Here is a 19113-nt window from a genome sequence, read left to right on the forward strand (position 1 = left end):
GCCCGACGGGCATCTTGACCCGAATCGCGCTCGGTGCGGGCTTGCGGGGGCGGCCCGTCGTCGCTCTCGGTCTTCTCGCGTGGTCTGAAGTGGGCGATTGGCTTGCGTCAACCCCGCGTGACCAGGTATCCCAAAGAGATCGCGAAGGGCGTGATCGCCGCTAACGTGAGTGAATGTCAACGCGGCACAAGAGCGGCATGAGATGGTGTGAATCGCCCTGGACTGGGCGGCGTGGGCAAGGTGGGTGTGAGCTTGCGGCGTGGCGAATGATGGCGCTACTCCGGGCGGCCGGGGCGAGAGGGCGCACCTAGGCGAGATGACTGTCGGTGGCACCGTCTACGCTCAGCCTCCTGAATGTGTGTGCCTTGTGAAGGAAGTGTGATGTCAAGGCTGAGGGTGGGGAATTTTGTTCGTTTTGTCGGTTCTCCGGGGGTCGGGCGTGTTACGGCAGTCGAGGGTGACAACGTCAAGGTCGACTTCTTCGAGTCGATAGCAGAGCCGGTTGCTCGCACGCAGTGGGTGGCTGCGCATCTATGCACCCCGGTCAGCCTGCCCGACCAGACCCGCGTTTATCGGCGTGACCCGAGCACGGGTGTCTGGCTTGTGGGGCGGGTTCAAGGGAGCGATCCAGGCGTGTACTACGTCCGGTTCCCCAACCATCCGAACGTCCATCCGCCGGTGCGCACGACAGAGTTGCACGTACGCTGGGATCAGCCGGTGAAGAGCCCGGTGGCAACGCTGGGCGCGGGAGGCAACGAATCTGGCTACTTCCACGATGCCCGCCTGCCGATGCTGCACGGCCTCATCGCCCAGCGCGGAGCCAGCGGAAGTATCCCGGCACTGCTGTCTTCTGCTGCCGAGATCTACCCCCACCAGATCCAGGCCGCGCTGACCGTTCTTTCCGACCCCGTGCAGCGCTACCTGCTGGCCGATGAGGTGGGACTTGGGAAAACCGTTCAAGCCGGCTACATCTTTCGCCAGACGCTGATCGACAACCCTCGCGCGCGGGTTGTCGTGCTCGCACCTGCGCCCTTGGTCAGGCAATGGCGTAGCGAAATGCTGGAGAAGTTCTTCATCGATGACTTCCCCGAGGCGCGCATCACGTTCACCGCTCACGACACTCCGGACAAGTGGGCGACCTACCGCGACGCTGACCTGCTGATCGTCGATGAGGCGCATCTCCTCGTCCAGACCATCACCGAGCCGACGCAGTCGCCCTACCGCGAACTGTGCCGCATCGCCCACTCGGCCACGCGCCTACTGCTGTTGTCGGCCACCCCAGTGACCTCGCATTACGTTACCCACCTTGGCCTGCTGCACCTCCTGGACAGACACCTCTACCGCTGGGACGACCGCGCCGCCTTCGAAGAGCGCTACCGGCGGCGCAAAGACTTCGCCGACGGCGCCTTCCAGTTGGATGCCTACTTCCCTGCACTGCTGCCGATGACTATCCACAACCTGCGCGAGTTGGTGCCCCACGACGGCCACTTCGACCGTCTGGCCACCGAGGTATTGGCGCTGCTCACTGACGACGACGAACTGGCGGACGAGGATCAGGCCCCGGAACTGGAAGTGCGCGTCGAGGCACTGAGGGCTCATCTCAGTGAGACCTACCGCCTGCATCGACGAGTGATCCGCCACCGCCGCGCCTCCGTGCTGCGCGACGACGAAGCATCGAACCTGGTGCCCTATGAAGTGCGGGGGCGTACCCGCCCGCGTCTGCTCGCGGTGGAATCCGGGGAACACCAGTTGGCCCAGGCGCTGCTGCTGCAATGGCGCACCCTGATTGCTGATCACCTGCTGGACACTGAAGCCGACGAAACCCAGCAGACCGTCTACGGTATGGCGCTGGCGGTACTCGCCTCACGGGCTGGGGCCCTGTTCAAGGACGTGTTGTCAGCCCTGTGCTGGCGCGTGCACCACGATGACCAAGCCGCCGACCAGGCAGGACTCACCGATCAGGAACGCGACTACCTTGCCGCGCCGGCCCCGGTGCCCGGCGAGAGTGACCTGCTGGACGCCTACACCCAGGAGCACGCCGACCACTCCGGTGTATCGGCCAGCACGGTCCTGGCTAAGGCGTTACTGTCGGTCGCCCGACCCGGAACCAGGTCGGTGATCTTCTGCGGCCCGGGAAGCCTGGCCGGGCAGGTCGCAGATGCCCTGCGCGAGCAGGCACCCGCGGCCGTCGTAGGCCTGCACACCACCGACTTCGGATCGGACGCCTGCGAGCAGGCCGTGCTGGCCTGGCGCACGGCATGCGACACCACGCAGTCCCAGATCCTTGTCGTTGACGCATCCGCCGAGGACGGGCTGAACCTGCAACTCGCTGACTCGGTGGTGCACGTTCGACTGCCGTGGTCTCCCAACCGGTTGGAGCAGCGGATCGGACGCGTCGACCGCTACCGTGGGGTGGAATCACTGCGCCAAAACCGGCCAGCGCAGCAGTTCCGCGTGGGCGACCGCGAAGGCGATGAGGCGTTTTGCGGCGCGTGGGCGCGTGTGCTTCACGAGGGATACGACCTGTTCACTGCATCCGCCTCAACCCTGCAGGACACCATTGCCGATGCTCTGCCCGGTGTGTGGGGCCAAGCCCTCGTCGACGGTCCGGGGCGGCTGACCTCGCTGGCGCCCAGCATCCGCGAAGAACTGCGCCAGGCCAAGCGGGATATCGACACCATGGACATGCTGGAGTCCGTACATGAGGCATCGGAGCAGACACGGCAGACCGCTGCCGCCCTGGATCGCCTGGAACAAGACTGGCAACGTCTACGGACGGACCTGGTGCACTACGCCGACCGAAACGACGGTGGACTGGGCTTCCGGCACGGCACGCGTACCGCCGCAGGCCACCAGCGCGATTACTTCGACGTCGCTTCCTCACGCCCACTGATCGACCCACGCCGCTACAAAGCAGCTGCCGAGCGTATGCATACCGACATGACGCAGGGCGTCTTCAACCGGTCCACCGCGTTGAGGGCTCCGGGAACCAGGCTGTTTCGCGCGGGCAACCCCTTCGTGGACCTTCTCGCCGACATCGTCTTCACCGATGAATGCGGTCAGGCCACAGCTTTCCGCCGCTTCGACCCCGCCTGTCGCGGAGCCGATGAGGCCTACTTCGGACTCGAGTATCTCGTGGAAGCGGACATCAGTGCCGCACTGCGCCGCCTCGAAGGCGTACCGGAAGCCCGGCGCGCGCTGAGGCGGCAGGCTGATCGCCTCATGCCCCCGTTCACCCTCAAGGTGTGGACGCGCGCTGGGCACCCCACGGCTCTGACCGACCCGGCGGTCTGCGACTGGCTGAGTGCTCCCTACGGCAAAGACAGGGATGGCAAGGAGACGAAGAGAGATCAGAACTACAACGTCACCAACCAAGGCCAACTGCTGGCTGTGTTCGGTGGCTGGCAGGAATACCGGCATGCGGCACAAGCGGCCGAGGACGCGGCCCGGGCCTACCTGTTCCAGGCGACCGACCTCTTGAGCAGGTGCACCACGGCGCAGGAGCAGGCGCGCCAGCAACTCGCCGTCGCAACCGCCCAGGCCCAGGCGCGCCAGGCAGCCGGTCATCTGCTGGGGGATACCGAGAGCTATCTGCTGGATGTTGCCGTGGCAGGCGATCTTGTGGAGGGGCTCAGCCGCCCCTCGGTGCGCGTGGTTGCTGCCACTTGCATTGTGCGGGGCGGCTACCGGAAGGCCGAGCACCATGAGTGATGCGTGGGCGCAGGCCCAGGAATTGTTTGCTGCATGGCCCCAGATACCACCGAAGCCGGCTGCCGGCACCCTGCGACGGCTGCAGGACGCCTTGGCCGACCAGGCAGCGCAGCACACCCAGGCGGTCGCCTGGCGCGACATTGCGGCGCTGACTCGCCAGGTGCTGCTGGAGGCTGCCGTCAGAGGAAATCACACCGGACTTGACGTCCCCCTGGATTCAGCACTGCCCAGCCGCGAGCAGTGGGAGCAGATGGCCTGCCGGACCCTGCCGACCGACCGAGGCTTGCGGGTCTTCGCCCAGCCGTGGCACCCGCGAGCGCTGACGTCCGAAGCGCAAGACAGCGCTCAAAAGGATCTGGAACAGGTCTACCTTGGAGTGGACTCGCCGCACCGCCGACACCTTGAACCCCAGCCTGCCGATCCCTTTTGGCACGAGGCCCTGGGATACCAGGAGTACGTCTCCGTCGGACAGCAGCAGGCTGCACGAGCGGTCGCGCTCGCCCCCGCCGGTACCACGACGATCGTGTGCCTGCCCACCGGACACGGCAAGACCGCGGTCGCGCAGGCTTCAGCCCTGCTGGCCGGTGCCCGCGGGGGTGTTTCCGTTGTGGTCGTGCCCACCGTCATCCTGGCCCTGGACATGGAAGCCAGAACGCAAGCCACCCTTGAACGGCAAGGCAAGCGAAGCCCGACCGGACGCTACGCCTACACCAGTGGCCTGCCGCAGGAGGTCAAGCAGCAGATCTGCGACGACGTCCGCACCGGCCGGCAGCGCCTGCTGTTCACCTCGCCCGAAGCAGTGGTGACGGCGCTGAAGAAGCCGCTGGAGGATGCCGCCGAGGCGGGGCTGCTGCAGTACTTCATCATCGATGAAGCGCACCTGGTCGAGCAGTGGGGCACAGGCTTTCGGCCCGATTTTCAAACCATGGCCAGCCACCGGCGCACCTGGCTGCATAAGGCCCCCACAGGGAAGGCCCCGGTGACCGTGGCCATGAGCGCCACCCTCACCAGCCGCCAGGTGACCCTGCTGGAACAACTGTTTGCCGAACCAGGGCAGGCGCAGGTGGTCTGGGCGGCGCAACTGCGCCACGAGCCCAGCTACTACGTTGATACCTGCCCAGACCCTAAAACGCGGCAAGAAGCCGTCATCGAGGCCGTCGCCATGCTGCCCAAGCCTCTGGCGCTGTACACAACGCGCGTTAAAGACGCCGAAGCCTGGACTGAGCGGCTTCGCTCAATTGGCTTCCACCGCGTGACCCAAGTGACCGGCAACTCCAAAGACGATGAGCGTCGTGCTGCCCTGGAAGGCTGGGCGGGCTCCACGCCTGCCGGGCCCAGCCCTACACGGTTTGACGTCGTCGTCGGCACCTCAGCCTTCGGCCTGGGAGTCGACCTCGCCGACGTACGCACCGTGGTCCACGCCTGCCTGCCGGAAACCACCGACCGCTACTACCAGGAAGTCGGCCGCGCAGGGCGCGACGGCAATCCCTGCATCGCCTACATGGCCACAGCACCCGCGGATGTGGAGTTGGCCGAACGCCTCAACCGCGATCCGCAACTGACGACCGATCGTGCCTGGATGCGCTGGCGGGCCATGTGGCGCGACCGCGCTGCCACCCCCAGCGGCGCCTACCGAATCAGCCTTGATTCCCTGCCCGCCGATATGCCCGAAGGCTTCAACCAACATCGCACTTGGAACGAACGCATCCTCAACCTGATGGTCAGAGCCGGCCTGATCACGGTGACCATCCCTGAGCCGCCTGTGCGTGCACCCGAGGAAACCGACGCAGCCTGGCAACAGCGATCCGACGCGTTCTATGCCGCACTGGGCAAGCAGTTCGACATCATCCTCGCCGACGGCCAAACCAATGACCCTGCCTACTTTGGCGCCCACTTCAACCAGATGCGCCAGCAGATCCTCGCCGACCAGCGCAGTGCGGGCGGTCGACTGCGCACCATCCTGCGCAGCGAACGCTGCTGGGGCCAGGCGCTGGCAGAGCACTACCGCGTGCCACGCCAGGGAGGCACCTTGCCCACCGCAGTCACCTGCCGCGGGTGCCCGCACTGCCGTAAGAACGGCCCCGCGCGGGGGAGTGCTGCCGGCTACTACCGACTGGCCGTAGAACCCCGGCCCCCGGTGCCGTCCTGGCCGACCCGCAGTGCAGATCCCCTGCAGCGCTTCAGGACAGACCTTCCGTGTCTTTCCATCTATTGGGAAACCCAACAAGAGTTCAACGACCTCATACCCGAACTGCTTGAGCGGCTGGCGGAACGAGGGATGTCAACTGTGGGCGGTCCGGGGATCGGCCGCCTTTCCACGCGACGACTGCAGCGCGACGTGCGCCCACATCCCCTCATCGTGGACTCCGACGGAGACCTCCTCGACCGCTACACCAACCCCCTGGTCTGGCTGATGGACCTGGAAGATTCCGTCATGGGACCGGAAGCGGCGATGCGTTTTGAGTCCCAGGATGTGACGTACCTGTTGCATCCCCGGTCCCTGGCGCACCCGGACCGCCCCGAAACCCCTCTCATTGCTATCCACCGCGCCCACCTGTGGGTACGTACTGCCCTGGAGTCTTTCTGATGGCCCTGCTCAATGTGGAAGCCTCGGTACCACCTTTTATGTGGGCCGTGGTTCGACTGCTTGCCACAGAAGGCAAACCACTGCCCGCCGACCGCGCACGGTCCTTCCTGGCTCCGCCCTCGCTCACCGAGGGAAAGGAGAACAAGACCTTCGATCAAGCCGTACGCACCCTGCGGGACCTGGGGCTGATCGCAGAGGAAGACAGCCGCATCCGGCTTGCTGGACAGGCTGTGACCGTGGATGGCACGGACTTCGCCGCGTTCGCTGCCTGCCTGCGCCGTGCTGTTTTGGACAGTGACCTCAATGCGGGACTGGCAGAGGATCCTGCGCAGACCGGTCCGCGGGACCTGACCCGTACGCTCGTGTGGTTCTTGTCCCGAGACCCCCTGGGCGAAGCCGCCACCTGGGATATCGCTCAGCTTGAGCAGTCTGAAGACCTCAACCCCGAAGCGGGCACTGCTTCCAAGAATGACGCGCGCTGGAATCGCTTCGTGCACTGGGCCCCCGCCCTGGGCTTCGGAGCGGCCCCCTTGCTGCCCACCCCGGGTAAGGGGCCCCTGTCGCTGGACTGCACGGCCGCCATCAAAGAGACCATGCTGACCATGTGGGCGATCGGCACACGCGTCAACGCCGTTGACGCCGCCCAGGCCCTGCGCACAGCACTACCGGTGCTCCCTGGCGGTGAGTACGCCACGGCCTTGGGAATCCCCAACCCAGGAGCACGCTCGGCCGGCCCTGCCTTGTCCTTTGCCTTCTTGCGCGGTGAAGACGAGGGCTGGCTCGTTCTGCAGCAAGATGCCGATGCGCAGCGCATCCTGAGCCTTCACGACCCCGACCGCCCTTCGCACTACGTGTCCGACATCGTCATCTCGGAGGACCAGAATGGCTGACCTTCGCGGCTTTTTGTGCTGGAAGCCTGAAACGGCAGCTGCGACGATCAACACCGAAGCAGTCAGCCCTTCCCGAGCGGTCTTCCTGGCCACGCATGCACCGCTGCGTATCCGCCGCTCCCGCCTGGACGGCCGCTCCGTTTTGGCCGACGGTGCCCTGGTCAACGAGAAATCCGTCCGAGATGAGTTCCTTGCACTGAAATCCGACACCGGTGCGCTTTTGGTGCCGATTGTGGGTGACTCCGGCACCGGAAAGTCTCACCTGGTGCGCTGGGTAGGTGAAACGCTGCCCGACTCAGCCAAGCGCAAGGTCATCTACCTGGAAAAGGCCAAGACGAGTCTGCGGGCCGTCATCGACGCCCTGCTCGCCGGCGTCCAGGACGGTAGCCTGGCCAAACTGCGCGACGACATCCATCGCTTCACCGACAGCATGGACGTCGCCACACTCAGCAGGCGGTTGGTCAACGCACTGAGTGAATCCCTGGCCGCCACCACAGTCCGCGACGTTCCGCAGCACGCCCGCCCCCTGGCCGGCCCCCGCGGCCTGACCGTCATCTTGCAAGACCCCCACGTGAGTGCCTCCATGCTCGCCAAGGGAAAGTTCATCATTGAACTGGCAGAGCAACTGCTGCATGACCGCGCGGATGGCGAACCAGACCGTCCCATGGCCTTCACCATTGACGATCTGCCGACCGACCTGCTGGATCTCCACCAGGCCGCTCAGATCACGATCAAACTGGTTGGCGCGATCTCGGGTAATCCCCTCCTGCAGCAGGCTGCCGTTGACCTGCTGAACCAGCACTTGGAAACGGCCGTCAAGCAGGTAGCCAGCCTGGGCTCCGGCCGCCTGCAGGACGCCATGCTCAAGGTGCGGCGCGAGTACGCCCGCGAGGGCAAAGAGATCATTCTGCTGATCGAAGACTTTGCACTCATCCAGGGTGTCCAGAAAGACCTCCTCGATGCGGTCATCGAGGCGGGCAACCGCTTTGGCAGCACAAGCCTGGCGCCCATCCGCACCCTCATGGCCGTCACCACGGGTTACTTCAAGGACCTGCCGGAAACCGCCCTGACCCGCGTGCGGGCAACGACCGGCTTCGTCTACAACCTCAACGTGCCCTTCACCCAGGACGACCAAGGCGAGGAAGAGATCACCTCGTTCGTCGGGCGGTATCTGAACGCTGCCCGCCTTGGACGGGACGCCCTGGAAAGCGCGGACGACGGACAGGTCGCCAACCACTGCGAATCCTGCCCCCTGATCACCCAATGCCACGAGCAGTTCGGGACAACCTCCCAGGGCTTTGGGCTCTACCCCTTCAACGAGTCTGCGCTACTGCGCACCATTCACGCCACCGCTCCACGCAGCGACCCTTACGCGTTCGTCCCCCGCACCGTTTTGGGAAGCGTGATCCGTCCTGTCCTAGTCGAGCACGCGACCGGGCTCAAGGAAGGATCTTTCCCCGACACCCGCTTCCGCTCTCAGTTCCCCACGGCAGCCGTTGATGACCCACTGCCTGCCGAAGTGCAGGAAGTGGTCGAGGCCGAGGACCACCTGGACGCCGCCCGCCGCAAACTTGTCCTGGAATTCTGGGGGAACGCCCCCGCCCACGCCGGCGCCCTACCCAACGCCGTCATCGACGCTTTTGCCCTGGAACGCCGTACCTTCTCCGGCGACAGCACAGCGATCAAACCGACGCAGAAGGGCCAGGTAAAAACTGAAGGGGAAAAGAGGAGCACCGTCACCAGCACGCCGACGACAACCGTTCCCGACCCTGCTAAACCAGACCTGCCACGTTCGCTTCTGGCCAAGCTTAAGGCCGTGGATGACTGGCTCACCCGGGACCAGGTGCTGCTGCAGTCCGTTGCTCTGGAACTGCGCACCGCACTCATCGGTGCAGTCGTCCAGCGCTACCGTTGGATCGATCCCTTGATGCTGGAACAATCTCAAACCCCCATTCGCGCAGCGTGGCCCCTCAACGCCCGTGTGGTTTCCATCGAAGGAGCAACGGAAAACCTTCCCGGCGCTGCAACCGCACCCATCCGCATCAAGCGGACCGCGCGAAACAGCCGTTACCTGCAAAGCATCCTGCTGATGAAAAACGGTCAGCCCGCGCAAAGAGCAGAGCATGTACGCCGGTTGAGCGCGGAAGCAGACCGTTACGCTGAGTCTTTTACGACGGCGCTGCAAACAAGCTTGCAGATCACCGACGACGAACTGATCCTCGGACTGAGGGCCTCGCTCATCGGTGCCGTATTGGCTGGCGTTGCATGGCCTGGCATGGACGAGGCCGACCTCTTGGCGGCGGCCTTCCACGACGGGCGTTCATGGAAGCGTCAGGACGCAGCCGACCGCGATCCTGCCTGGAGCAAACTGCTGGAGTCTCACCTCACCAACAGGCCCGCCCTGGTCGAATGGCTTCGCAACGCACTGGGCGTGGCTCAGGGCATCGGGCAACCGCGGATGATCGACGCTGCCCGGGCTCTGCCGCTGTTGCGTCAGGCGTGCACGCAGTGGGACTGGCAGACGGAAGGGAAGGAACTGCCGGACCGCGTGAAGCCGGCCGTCAGGAACTTCGCCAACTGGATCGATGTCGTTAACAGCCAAAACGCCTCCCTGCGCCGCCAGTTGGAGGTCATTCGCCAGCATCATCCGCGCGGTACTACTTCCGCGCAGGTCCTGGCCGCCGTGCGCGACGCTCTCGCGGCGGCCGAGGACGCGAGCATCTCGATCCCCCGGGCAACTTTCAAGCAGATCACCGAGTTGCTGGAAGATGCCCGCGGCGTCGACTGGAAGATCCTCAACCAACTTGAGGACGACCTGCGTAAAGCTGACGATTCAGACGCCACCGATGCTGCGCGCCACGCGGCATCCATCACTGCCGCCGCGCGAGACCGCGGCGCGACCGTGCAGTTCGTGCGGGAGTTTCTCGTGATCAGCGACACATGGCTGACCGCTGCCTTGGACCACGCAGAATCTCGAACCAACTCTCATGGCGACGAAGCCGCCCGGGCAGTTCAAGACATTCTGACCGAGTGGCAGGCGCTGAACGTAAAGGGAGAAGACCGATGAGCGGACCCCTGTCTGTTCTGCAAAAGGCGGAACGGCTGCAGGCTGAAGCACGCCGTCTCAACGAGGGAGCCAAGGGAGAGGAAGAAGCGCGACGCATCAGCGAACGCATCATCGTCTTGCGGACCCACCTGGTCACCTTGCAGCGCCACCTCCGTATCGCCCGCTCGCTGATGACGCAACCCGCAAGCCCGGATATCGACCTCTCCGGAATCGACTCCGGTCTGGCGACATTCTCCCGCCAATGCGAGGGCCGCGGCCTGCCCCCCAATGCTGCCTTCACCCGCGCATCGACCGCAGTGCAAAAAACGGCAGAGCGCATCGCCTGGGACAGTCAGGAAGCCTGGCGGCAGTGGACGCAAACGCAACTCACCGAACTGGAACTGGCCCGGCAAGTCATGCTCTCCATCGGCGAGCAGAGCCGAGCGAAGTCACTGCACCAAGACCTCGTCAAATCCGCCCGGACTGCAGAACTCGGCGCATCAGCGATCACACTGTTTGCCAACGCGCACGCTGAACTGGCCGAACTGCTCAGCACCGCACCGGCCCCCCCGCCGGAACTACAGACACTCCTGGACCGTCTGGCATCCGGCACCTCACAACTACTGAAGGACATCACCGACACAGAAATCGCGCTGCTGCGCCAGTGCCAACTCGATGGCGACCTGGAAGTCCGAAGGAGGCGAGCGTGATCTCACCTGCGCTGGCGCGCTTTTACAACCTGGTCCTCAACGCCCTCGAGGACCGCGAACTGCCACTCGTGTCGTGGGGTATCACCGACGGATCCCTGACCGAGCACGAAGTCCTCGACGTCATAGAAACCTTGCTGCGCAAGGCCCCCGCGGGCATTACGCAGATGTCGAGCGAGGACCTGCTTTACGAGCTCCGCGACCGGGCCTGGATCTTCAAACTGCCCGACACCTCCCCTGCCCATTACCGCACACGCCTCGCAGAGACCGTCCGACTCGCAGCACAACTGCGGCAACTTTTTCCCTGGCAAGCGCGGGATGAATCAACAACGTGGTGGCAAAGCGGCAAACGACTCGTGGCCGACTACCGCCTGCACACCGCGCCACGCCGCTACCCTCAACGCAACATCCCAGCAGCCACAGCGCTGAAAGAACTGGACAGCCAACCAGGCTGGGGAGCCGTTCAACACCTTGTGGCGCAAACCAACATCGGCCCCCGTGACCTCGCCCGCTTCCAGGTCGAGGCCACCGCAGCAGTGACCGGCGCCCTGCAACGCCCCCAGTCCAGCGGCGTCATCGTGGGCGCCGGCACCGGCAGCGGCAAGACCCTGGCCTTTTATCTGCCAGCCTTCGCGGCCATGGGCGAGCGCGCCCGCCCCAACACCTTCCGCCTGCACACGCTCGCGTTGTATCCCCGCAAGGAACTCCTACGGGACCAGTTGCGTGAGGCACTGAGCACCGCACGCTCACTGGAGCCTGCCCTGCTGAAGTTGGGACGCCGCCCATTTCGGCTGGGAGCCCTGTACGGAGACACGCCGTACCGCCAAGACGACACTCGCCTGGAACCCAGCGCCACGGGCCGTACAGCCTGGAAACGCACACGCGATGGCGCCGTCTGCCCGTACCTGACCTGCCCCACGTGCGAGCGCGGTGAACTGCTGTGGCGCGATGCTGATCGCCGGAACAATCAAGAGCGCCTGACCTGTCTAGGCTGCCGTGCCACCATCCCCCACGGCGTCCTCGCCCTGACCCGAAAATCTCAAGAAGACACACCTCCTGACCTGCTGTTCACTACAACCGAAATGCTCAACCTGAACAGCGCCGGAGGCGGCCTCAGCCGCCTGCTGGGCTGGCAAGGCGGCGCAGTACCCTCCCTCGTCCTGCTCGACGAGGTACACACCTACTCGGGGATCCACGGAGCCCAAACCGCCCTGCTGCTGCGCCGTTGGCAGCACGCTGTCCGCAAACCGGTGGCTTTCGTCGGCCTGAGCGCTACCCTGCGCGATGCCGCCGGGTTCTTCGCCCGCCTGGTAGGACTGCGCGACAGCCGCGTGGAATACATCCAGCCCACCGATGACAGCATGGACCACGAGGGCCGCGAATACGCCCTGGCCTTGCGCGGCGATCCGATCGCAGGCAGCAGCTTGTTGTCGACATCGATCCAGACAGCCATGCTCTTTGGACGCATGCTCGATCCGGAAGAGGACGCGGCACTATACGGCTCCACCGGATTCCTCTTCACCGACGACCTGGACGTCACCAATCGCTTCTACGACGACCTCAGGGACGCCGAAGGAGGACAAAACCGCTACGGCAAGCCAGGAAGAAAACCGGTACTCGCAGCGTTGCGGGCCCCGACGCGCGCCCAGCACCAAGCACGCTACCGCGACGGCCAGTCGTGGGACCTCATGGAGAAAATCGGCCACGTACTCGCTGCCGGCAGGGCCAACCACGCCTTGCGCATCGCACGCACCTCCTCACAGGACGTCGGGGTCGATCTCCAAGCGAACCTGACGGTTGCGACGGCTTCCCTCGAGGTCGGATTCAACGACCCCCGCGTCGGACTGGTACTCCAACACAAGGCACCCCACGACGCGGCAGCCTTCATCCAGCGCCGCGGCCGGGCCGGCCGCCAACGCGCCATGCGCCCCCTCACCGTCATCACCCTCTCCGACTACGGCCGCGACCGTCTGGCCTACCAGGCCTACGAAACGCTGTTTCAGCCCGAAGTACCCGCACGCCACCTTCCGGTCCACAATCGCTTCGTCATCAAGATTCAAGGAACGCAATCACTGCTGGACTGGGCCGGACGCAAAATCCGCCCCAAGCATTGGTGGGCCGACCCTCGAGGACTGCTGACCGCACCCAGCGGGGCAAGCAGCAGCAAGGAAAAACAAGCCGCCGGTGAAGCCTTGGCGCGCCTGCTGGAGAGTCTGCTGACCACTCCCGCTCTCCAAGACGACCTGGCCCGCCACCTCAAGGCTTCACTGCACCTGGGCGCCGACGAGGTACAAGCCCTGCTCTGGGAAGAGCCACGCTCCTTGCTACTCAGCGCCGTTCCCACCGCGCTGCGCCGACTGAAGAACGACTGGCAAGTCCTCCAGGACAAGGACCCCGGCGCCGAACCCAGAGCGATGCTCCCGGAGTTCGTCACACGCACCCTGTTCGACCCCCTGAACGTGCCCGAAGTCGCACTGATCCTGCCCTTCGCTGCGCAGCCCACAGCCAACACTGCTGAGCAGGACAGCGCCGATGAACTGCTGCCGATCGCCAGAGCCCTGCGCGAGGCCGTACCCGGAAGAATCAGCCGCCGCTATGGCCACCAGCACGACGACCACCGCACCTGGCTGCCCATCCCGCCGCTGGGCCAGGACACCCTGGAACTCGACAGCAGCCTCGTGCCCGTCTCGACCGTCGAAGGCCGCTGGACCCCAAACCTCACCGGCGAAGAACCGTCAGACGTCGTCGTCCTTCGCCCGCACCGACTGCAATTGAGCAAGCCGGACAAGCAGGTCGCCGACCGGTCCCAAGGATTTCCTCTGTGGGGCTCACAACTCGTCGTCGGAGCCGGCGCACGCCCCCTGCCCGCCGATATTCCCCACCCCTCGCCCTGGGAACAACGCATCACCAGCGTGGGCTTCGCCACCCACGAGGCAGGCAACCCCATCGAGGTGCGCCGCATGACGCGCGGATCGCGTTTTGAGGTCAGCTACGACGGGGGCACCACCGACGCACGCACGGTGCACTACACCCTGAACGGGGAACCGGCCGCACTCGGCTTCCGACTGAACGTGGACGCAGCCTCCTTCACCCTGGTGCCCCTCGACACCAGCCACTCCCAGGTCGCCCAGTATCTGACCTCGCCCCAATGGCGCACCCTCGCCTTCTTCCACACCGTCGACAGCGACTCCGCCCTCAGCGAGGTGACCAACCAATTCCAGCGCGGCTGGCTGGCCCTGGTCTACCTGACGTCGTTCTCCCTGCGAGGCCTGGCAGAAGACAGCCCCACCCCGGCATCGATCCGCCAGACACTCGCCACCGGAACCTGGCGAGACGACCTGGGCGAGATCCTCAGCGTGCTCTACCGCGACGACCCAACGACATCACCCGCACAGAGCAACGAACGCCTCATCGCCACCCTCACCGATCTCAGCCAGCAACCCGATGTCATCGAAGCACTCGACCGTGCCGGACACCTCCTTGTGGCCTCGGACATCGCCGAGCGCACAGCCAACCTGGCACGACGTACCTACACCGACACCATGGCCGCAGCCATCCTGAGCGCCGCCCTTCGCGCCTGCCCCGACGCCCAAGACGGGGACCTGATCGTGGACGTGGAACTGCCCGCCCTCAGCCACAACGCGGCCGTGATCTGGCTCAGTGAAACCTCCATCGGCGGCCTGGGCGTCATTGAGCAACTCTCCCGGCACTACGCCGAAGACCCGCGGCGCTTTTGGCGCCTGGTCGAAACAGCACTAACCCCCAACGACTACGAGTGCGTCGACTCCACGGTGACCCAACTCCTGCGCCACGTGACCACCCAACCCAACGGCACAGCAGCACGTGCCATGGCAGCCCTAAGGGCCCACGCCTCGGCCGCTGAATCCAACCAAGCGCTGACAACACTGCGCGAGGCTTGGAGCGACATCGACGGCCCACCACGCCACAGCGCAGTGGCAGCACTGTCAACCCGACTACTGCGCCCCGGCAGCACCCCCGCCACCGACGCCAGCACACTGGCATTGGTCCAAGGATGGCAGTCCCTGGAACAACGCCTGGGCGTGGAAGTCGACGCCCGCGTCATCGCCTACGCCGTCGGATCAGGCCGCATGCCCACCGGCCCGGGACCGAGCCTTACCGCCGACCAAGCCTTCAGCCTGCTCTGGCCCCGCGGCCGCGACGCCCGCAACCACCATCTCCAGCACTACCAGCCCTATCTCGACCGCCCCGCCAGCCTGGACCGACTCCTGGCCACCGCAGCACACGACGAACAACTGCCCCACATCGCCGTCACCGAAGAAGGCTGGGAAAACCGCTACCAAACCGCACTAGCCCAACACGCCGCCGTCGTATTGACAGCAGACACCCAAGCCACCACCGCACTGGCCGACGCCATCGTCCGGGTGCCGGCCCTGTCGATCGACCGAGAAGCGATGCGCGTACACGGAGAAATGCAAGGCATGATCCGCCACGGCCAGCAATGGCACGTACGAGTGGACATCCGAGAGGCCACACAATGAATGGACTCCAGCGCCCCGTACGCACCGGCGGACCCACCGGTGAAAACCCCGACACCATTCTTGCCACGGCCCTAATGGGAGAACTTCTCTTCCCCGGCCCCAGAATGTGGCTGGTCTCGCCCTGGATCAGCGACGTCCACGTCTTGGACAACAGCCACGGATCATACGACGACCTGTTCGGTGACACCCCTCCCAGCACGTGCTCACTATCCGACCTCCTCGCCCGGATCGTGACCGCTGGCGCCGCCCTCACCGTCGTCACCCGCCCAGACCCCCACAACGCCCACTTCCTCGCCCGATTGCACCGCCGCACCCCTGTTCAATCCGTCCGCGTGGTGCAAGACGCCTCTGTCCACGAAAAGACCATCTGTGGCCGTGACTGGCTGCTCACCGGGTCAATGAACTTCACCGTGCGCGGCTTGTTGGAAAATGACGAAGCCGTGACCTACAAGGTAGGAGGCAGCCATGCAGGCCAGGCACGCCTCGAACTCGCCCAGCGCTGGAAGGAGCATCAGTGACCACCACACGCCAAAGCGCCCCGCCCTGGACCACACAGGACCTGAACGACCTCCTTGAGCGCTTCTTCGGCCCAGGCAACGACGCGTGGCCAGGAATGGACCCCGACCCCCGCAAGGGTGAACGAGCCCGACCCTTCGTCGACCTGCTGCGCCGCAGCACTGACATTCCCCTCGTCTTGCCCCGCTACCAGCAAGCCCAGGACCGCTTCGCCATCTACGTCACCGCCCGCGGCGAAGCGCACGCGGCACTCATGGCCCAGATCATCACCGCGTTCGCCGGACCGACATACCTCATCGACGCAGGCGTGCGCCCGTGCACCCTCGACGTCAACGACCCGATCGAGTCAGCACTGCTGGACCTCGCCGGCGAAGCCACCACCTTCCGCCTGGAAACCCACCCCAACCGCCGCTACCGCCAGAAACTGACCGACGTTGCCCTGCTCATGCAGCACACCCTGGCGAATCGCCCTCCTCGCCTGTGGCGCGCAACCAAACCCACGGGGCGACTCCTGGCCGAGTTCGACGCTGCCCTGGCCGCCGGCGGCGAAGCAGCCTCCCAAGCAACACTCGACCAATTGTCAGCGCAAGGCGGCATCAACGCCGTCAACCTTGCCTACCTGCGCATCAAACGGCTCTCCCGCCTTGGCCTCGACCAGGAACTGCTCGACTACCCCGACCTGGGCGACATCGTGCGGCAAAACCCGCCGATCCCCGTCAAGGAAGCAGTGCTCAACGCCGTCTACGCCTGCGACCTGCACGAACCACTAACCTGCGGTGACCTGCAAGGCGCCCAACAAGCCTTGCGGGATCGAGGCTTCCTCGCCCTTGCACCCTTCGAAAACACCCAAGCTTCATACTCCACCGAAGCCCTCACCGTTCTCCTCGTCGCCGCCGTGAGCCGAGAGGACCTGACAAGCACCCAAACAGTTCTCACCACCTTCCAAAAGAACGCATCCCTCGAATCCCTTCCTTTGACCCTTCGTAGCGCCATCACCGCGCTGCACAACGTCCAACCGGACGGGATACCAACCCACCAGACAAGCAAACCCACCGAAACGCACGAAGCCCCCGCCCTCGCGTCCCTGACACACAACGTGGACGCACCACCCACACCAGAAACTCCCACCTCTTGGCCGGAGTTGATGAGCGCGGTCGCCGACGGCCACGCCCACCTGACCAGCATCCTGAACCAGGAAGCGTGGGCCGACTGGCCATCACCAGCCCAAGACGACCGGCACATCGCCACAGTGCTGGAGGATCTCCCCGACGACAGCCAGGCAAAAATCTGGCGATACGTGGGCGCCTTCATCGACAGCGTCGGTTACGGCCAGCCCGCCCCCTTGAGCGCACGCGCCCTGATCACCTGCGCGTTTGCATACGACTGGCTCGGCCCGGGAGACCTGCTAGCCGTGCAGGCCCTCACCGAAATCGTCCTGCGATCCAGTCCTTCCGCCGCTAGCTACAAACAACTGCTGGAAGAACTCGCCGACACCTGCGAACGCTGGGTCGCCCCCGAACGAGCCTCCATCGCACTGGACTTCGCCGACCGCCTCATCATGGAAGCCAGTCCCGAGCCAAACGCACGCGAAGCCTTCGCTCTCGCACTGTTGCTACCACTGAGCGTGCACCAGGGGCGCTTGGACCCAGGCGACCTGAGCATGGCGCGCCGCTTGTCCACGGAACTCGGCATTGAACTGGACTGGCAGAGCCAGCCCAGCGAAGGCGAAGCACAAGACGCCGAAGCAGAACTCAAGGCCGCAACGGGGCGCCAACTCCTGCTGTACTCCCTCGACGAACGAGTGCTAGACCGAGTCAGTGAGACGCTTCAGCAACTTGCCCCAGGCGTCAGAGTAGTCGTCGCCCACGACAGCGTAGGAAGTCCCCAACTGAGACAAAAAGCCCGACAAGCAGACGTGATCGTCCTAGCCACCCGATGCGCCAAGCACGCCGCAACAGGATTCATCACACAGCACGCAAGAACAACGGTTACCGAATATGCGGACGGAAGTGGCTCAGCCTCTCTGCTACGCGCCGCAGTACACGGGCTGCTCCGCCTAGACGAAGTGCCTTCATAAGAGCTCCTAACACGATCATGGTCGGGTCTTCTTTAGACGTCGGTAGCAGATGAGGCTGCAGGCGAGGGAGACGAAGGCGTCGTGGAGTTCGGTGCGGCGTTCCCAGCGGACGGCGAGTCGTTTGAAGTGGTGGAGCAGGGCGAAGGTCTGCTCGACGACGTATCGCAGCTTGCCGATGCCCTTGATGTTCGGCGATCGCTTGCGGGAGATGACGGGCAGGATTCGTCGGCGACGGAGCTGGTCGCGGTGAGCGTTGGAGTCGTAGCCTTTGTCGCCGAGCAGGGCCTCTGGTCGTCGGCGGGGTCGGCCGGGTCGGCCTGCGACGGGTGGGATGCCGTCGACCAGGGCGAGGGTCTGGGTGAAGTCGTTGACGTTGGCCGCGGTCGTGATGACCTTGAGCGGGGTGCCGCGTCCGTCGCAGATCAGGTGGTGTTTGCTGCCCGTTTTCCGCCGGTCGACCGGCGACGGACCGGTGTCGGCGCCCTCTTTTTCGCGCGGATGTGGGAACCGTCCACACACGCACGTGACCAGTCGAGTTCGCCGGCCGCATTCAGCTCGGCGAGCAGGACCCGATGCAACTGGTTGAAGACTCCTGCCTTCTGCCACCGTTCCAGTCGGCGCCAGCAGGTCTGTCCCGAGCCGAACCCGAGCTCCAGGGGCAGGAGTTGCTAGGCTATGTCGTTGTAGAGGACGAACAGGCTGCCCTGGAGGCAGAGCCGGTCCGACACCGGCCTTGGCCCGGGAGGCCGCTGCGGCCACGGCGGCAGCAACGGCTCGACCAGAGCCCACAACTCATCGTCCACGATCCACGGTCGGGTACCCACACCCTCACGAACAGCCGAATCGTGACACTGGTTACGCCCCACCAGCCGACATCAACAAGATCGTGTTACGAGCTCTAGCCTCGCGCTTTCATGAAGCGGGTCGTCCGACGGGTGGTCAGGTAAGCGAAAAGTGCCTCTGCCCAGCAAGAATGAGGATTGTCGAGGTCCTTGTTCCTGCTCCAGCCGGAGGCACTTCTCAGGTGAAGAAGAGTATCGGGTCGTACCCGCGTGTCCG

8 protein-coding genes and 1 pseudogene are annotated in these 19113 nt (G+C 65.0%); 8 read left to right on the plus strand and 1 reads right to left on the minus strand.

The features are described 5' to 3' along the window. The first annotated feature begins 381 nt into the window (after positions 1 to 381). The 8 genes from dpdE to dpdD are packed head-to-tail and all read left to right on the plus strand — an operon-like array spanning position 382 to position 18054. Entirely contained in the window at positions 382 to 3711 is a 3330-nt protein-coding gene (gene dpdE / locus ABZ441_RS32520; RefSeq protein ID WP_358980840.1) for a protein DpdE, read from the plus strand. After that, positions 3704 to 6298 (plus strand): protein DpdF, encoded by a 2595-nt coding sequence (gene dpdF, locus ABZ441_RS32525; protein ID WP_358980842.1) that lies wholly within the window; start codon positions 3704 to 3706, stop codon positions 6296 to 6298. Before dpdE ends, dpdF begins: the two co-directional genes overlap by 8 nt. Beyond that, a complete protein-coding gene (gene dpdG, locus ABZ441_RS32530) occupies positions 6298 to 7188 on the plus strand; it encodes a protein DpdG (RefSeq protein WP_358980844.1) in 891 nt (296 codons plus the stop codon). The genes dpdF and dpdG overlap by 1 nt, the downstream gene beginning before the upstream one ends. After that, positions 7181 to 10255 carry a protein DpdH gene (gene dpdH, locus ABZ441_RS32535; RefSeq protein ID WP_358980846.1) on the plus strand — a complete coding sequence of 1025 codons (3075 nt, stop codon included), beginning with the start codon at positions 7181 to 7183 and terminating at the stop codon, positions 10253 to 10255. The genes dpdG and dpdH overlap by 8 nt, the downstream gene beginning before the upstream one ends. Further along, positions 10252 to 10944: a hypothetical protein gene (locus ABZ441_RS32540; RefSeq protein ID WP_358980848.1), complete on the plus strand. Its 693-nt coding sequence runs from the start codon at positions 10252 to 10254 to the stop codon at positions 10942 to 10944. The genes dpdH and ABZ441_RS32540 overlap by 4 nt, the downstream gene beginning before the upstream one ends. Continuing rightward, entirely contained in the window at positions 10941 to 15461 is a 4521-nt protein-coding gene (gene dpdJ, locus ABZ441_RS32545; RefSeq protein WP_358980850.1) for a protein DpdJ, read from the plus strand. The genes ABZ441_RS32540 and dpdJ overlap by 4 nt, the downstream gene beginning before the upstream one ends. Continuing rightward, entirely contained in the window at positions 15458 to 15979 is a 522-nt protein-coding gene (dpdK, locus tag ABZ441_RS32550; RefSeq protein ID WP_358980852.1) for a phospholipase D-like domain-containing protein DpdK, read from the plus strand. The genes dpdJ and dpdK overlap by 4 nt, the downstream gene beginning before the upstream one ends. Then, a complete protein-coding gene (gene dpdD, locus ABZ441_RS32555) occupies positions 15976 to 18054 on the plus strand; it encodes a protein DpdD (RefSeq protein ID WP_358980854.1) in 2079 nt (692 codons plus the stop codon). The genes dpdK and dpdD overlap by 4 nt, the downstream gene beginning before the upstream one ends. Positions 18055 to 18069: 15 nt before the next feature. Here the strand turns inward: dpdD and ABZ441_RS32560 are convergent. Then, positions 18070 to 18878 (minus strand): annotated as a pseudogene (locus tag ABZ441_RS32560) (IS5 family transposase). Between the last annotated feature and the right edge of the window lie 235 nt (positions 18879 to 19113).

The sequence above is a fragment of the Streptomyces sp. NPDC005752 genome, from assembly GCF_040630715.1.
GTDB lineage: Bacteria > Actinomycetota > Actinomycetes > Streptomycetales > Streptomycetaceae > Streptomyces.